At 65.5% G+C, this 3,111-nt stretch carries 3 protein-coding genes; 2 read left to right on the forward strand and 1 reads right to left on the reverse strand.

Annotated elements, in window-relative coordinates:
* Positions 1 to 70 precede the first annotated feature (70 nt).
* Both msrA and ACO6VM_RS05570 read left to right on the forward strand, forming a co-directional pair.
* Positions 71 to 739 carry a peptide-methionine (S)-S-oxide reductase MsrA gene (gene msrA / locus ACO6VM_RS05565; protein ID WP_401057595.1) on the forward strand — a complete coding sequence of 223 codons (669 nt, stop codon included), beginning with the start codon at positions 71 to 73 and terminating at the stop codon, positions 737 to 739.
* Positions 740 to 742: 3 nt separating this feature from the next.
* A complete protein-coding gene (locus tag ACO6VM_RS05570) occupies positions 743 to 1,357 on the forward strand; it encodes a glutathione S-transferase (RefSeq protein WP_401057594.1) in 615 nt (204 codons plus the stop codon).
* Between the two features lie 221 nt (positions 1,358 to 1,578).
* Here ACO6VM_RS05570 and creD read toward each other — a convergent pair whose 3' ends face one another.
* Positions 1,579 to 2,907, reverse strand: coding sequence for a cell envelope integrity protein CreD (gene creD / locus ACO6VM_RS05575; RefSeq protein ID WP_401057593.1), 1,329 nt, complete (start codon positions 2,905 to 2,907; stop codon positions 1,579 to 1,581).
* Between the last annotated feature and the right edge of the window lie 204 nt (positions 2,908 to 3,111).

Consider the following 3,111-nt stretch of genomic DNA (forward strand, 5'->3'; position numbering starts at 1 on the left):
CGGCGTGGGAGCGGGCTTGCCCCGCGATGGGGCCAACACCTATCCCACTGAAAAACACAGAGGAACGGCCATGACCCTGCGTTCGGAAATCCTGGTGAACAAAAACGTCCTGCCCACCGCAGAACAGGCCCTGCCTGGCCGCGAAACCCCGATGACCCTGCCCGAGTTCCACTACGTGTTCGAAGGCACCCCGCTGCTCGGCCCGTTCTTCGAGGGCAGCATCGACTTCGCCATCTTCGGCCTGGGCTGCTTCTGGGGCGCCGAGCGCCGCTTCTGGCAGCGCGAAGGCGTGGTCAGCACCGTGGTCGGCTATGCCGGCGGCTTCACCCCCAACCCCACCTACGAAGAAGTCTGCTCGGGCCTGACCGGCCACACCGAAGTGGTGCTGGTGGTGTTCGACAAGGACCGGGTCAGCTACCGCGAACTGCTGGCGATGTTCTGGGAGCTGCACAACCCGACCCAGGGCATGCGCCAGGGCAACGACATCGGCACCCAGTACCGCTCGGCCATCTACTGCACCTCGCCGCAGCAACTGATTGAGGCCAAGGCCAGCCGCGATGCCTTCCAGGCCGAACTGGGCAAGGCCGGCTTCGGCGAGATCACCACCGAGATCGACCAGGCACCGACCGTGTACTTCGCCGAGGCCTACCACCAGCAGTACCTGGCCAAGAACCCCGACGGCTATTGCGGTATCGGCGGCCTGGGCGTGTGCCTGCCACCCAGCCTGCAAGGTAACTGAGCCATGATCCTGTTCCATTCGCCGTTGTCGCCGTTCGTGCGCAAGGTCATGGTGGTGCTGCACGAGACCGGGCAACTGGGCGACGTCACCCTGCAAGGCGTGAACATCAGCCCGGTGAGCGGTGACGAGCAGCTCAACCAGGGCAACCCGATCGGCAAGATCCCGGCCCTGCGCCTGGACGACGGCAGCGTGCTGCATGACAGCCGGGTGATCTGCGAGTACCTCGACAGCCGCCATGTCGGCAACCCGCTGCTGCCCCGCGAAGGCTCGGCGCGCTGGCGCCGGCTGACCCTGGCCTCCCAGGCCGACGCGATCATGGATGCCGCGGTGGGTACTCGCTACGAAACCTTCCTGCGCCCGGCCGACAAGCAGTGGGACGGCTGGGTCCAGGCACAGGGCGAGAAGATCCGTCGCAGCCTGGCCAACCTTGAACAGGAGCACCTGGCGGAGCTGGCTTCGGGCTTCGACCTGGCGGCGATTGGCGTGGCTTGTGCGTTGGGGTATCTGGACCTGCGCCAGCCTGATTTCGGATGGCGTGAGCGCCAGCCAGGACTGGCGGCATGGTATGCCGAGGTGTCGAAGCGGCCTTCGATGGTTGCTACAACGCCGGTAGCCTGACCGGGCCCTATCGCGGGGCAAGCCCGCTCCCACGAAGTGGACTGCTCCCAAAAGTAGGATACCAATCCAACTCTTGGGAGCAGATCCTCCCCCTCCCTCGCCTCGGCGGTGGTGGGGGTGGTGGGGGAGCGGGCTTGCCCCGCGATGGATTCACCTCGGTCTTACAGGAAACAGCAGTCCAATCCTCAGGGCCAACCAGCGCCCAACCTCTCTATCCTCCCTCATCCCAACCTCCCCACCCGCGACCAGTCCAGCCGACGGGTCAGCACCATGAACACCCCCAGCAAACCAAAGCACAGCAGCGAGCCCATCAGCAGCGCATAGTCCTCGGCACTGAGCAGCCCATAGAGCATCGCGTACAACGCCGCCAGCCCCGCCGCAAAGCCCACCCCGCGCCCCAGGCTGCGCAGTACATGCGCCAGGTAGAAGCCGATCAGCAGCACACACCCCGACGCCGACAGCCCATAGGCCAGGCCAAACCCCAGGTGCTCCGACAGCGACAGCAGCAACAGGTAGAAGAACGCCAGGGCCACGCCTACCAGGATGTACTGCACCGGGTGCACGCTGAGGCCCTTGAGCACCTCGAACAGGAAGAAGCCGGCGAAGGTCAGGGCAATGAACAGCAGCGCATATTTGATCGCCCGCTCACTCTTGAGGTACTGGTCCACCGGATCGACGAAGCTCACCCCAAAGGTGGTGCCCAGGAACACGTTGCATGACTGCGGGCTGACGCACTGGTCGAGAGCGTCTTCCAGGTTGGTGGCAAAGAACGAGGTCTGCCAGTGGGCGGTGAAGCCGGTGTCGTCGATGTCGCGACGAGTCGGCAGGTAGCTGCCGATGAAGCTGGGGTGCGGCCAGTTGGCGCGCATGGCCACGCTGCTGCTGCGGCCCACCGGCAGCACATGCAGCTGGCCGGTGCCCTGCAGGGCGATGTCAAAGCCATAGTCGAAGGCCCGTGCCTGCTGGCCATCGAGCTGCGGCAGCGGCACATGCACCCCGGCGCGCATCCAGTCCAACCCGGTGCCGGCCTCGAAGGCCAGTTGCTGGTCGTCGAACTTCAGCTCCAGGCCGCTCTCGATGCCGCGGATATCGCTGATGCCCACCACCAGGTACGGCTTGTCGAAGCGGTAGTCATCGTAGTCCTTGTCGATGCCCCAGCGCTCGGGCAGCTTGAAACGGCCCTTGATGCTGCCCTTGGCGTGGAACAGCCGGGCCTGGTAGATGCCACGGGCGCGCAGCTCGGTCTCCACGCCGATGTCGGCATCCATGGTTTCCGGCAGGAAGTACAGGTTGCCATTGAGGGTGTAGGTTTCCTGAACGCTCTGGCCGTCCTTTTCGATCCAGCGGCGTTCGTACTTACGGTAGGGCACCACCACCATCGGGCCGCTGATCTGCTGCTCGAAGCTGGAACTGCGGGCGATATCGCGCAACACATCGTCACGCAGGCTCTGCCGTTCGTCGATGAGGCCGCCAATCATGAATAGCGGGATGAGTAACAGCAGGATCAGCACGGCGATGGTGCCGAGCTTGAATCCGAGGGTCTTGTTCATGGGTGAGGCTCCGTGTGCGATGGGGCCAGTGTCTGCCCGCTGCGTGGAGCCCTCAGGGAGGGAATGTGGAGATTGTGTGGAGATTGCAGGGACGGCGACACACTGCGTGGGAGGGGGGGGGGGGGGGGGGGGGGGGGGGGGGGGGGGGGGGGAGGAGGGGGGGGGGGGGGGGGGGGGGGGGGTGGGAGAGGGCGGAGATCCCGC

The organism is Pseudomonas sp. GZD-209 (assembly GCF_049310485.1).
Lineage (GTDB): Bacteria > Pseudomonadota > Gammaproteobacteria > Pseudomonadales > Pseudomonadaceae > Aquipseudomonas > Aquipseudomonas sichuanensis.

Bases quoted from the DNA above. Each gene is read 5' to 3' on its own strand.
- msrA (WP_401057595.1), top strand. From the start codon at position 71: ATGACCCTGCGTTCGGAAATCCTGGTGAACAAAAACGTCCTGCCCACC.
- ACO6VM_RS05570 (WP_401057594.1), top strand. From the start codon at position 743: ATGATCCTGTTCCATTCGCCGTTGTCGCCGTTCGTGCGCAAGGTCATG.
- creD (WP_401057593.1), bottom strand. From the start codon at position 2,907: ATGAACAAGACCCTCGGATTCAAGCTCGGCACCATCGCCGTGCTGATC.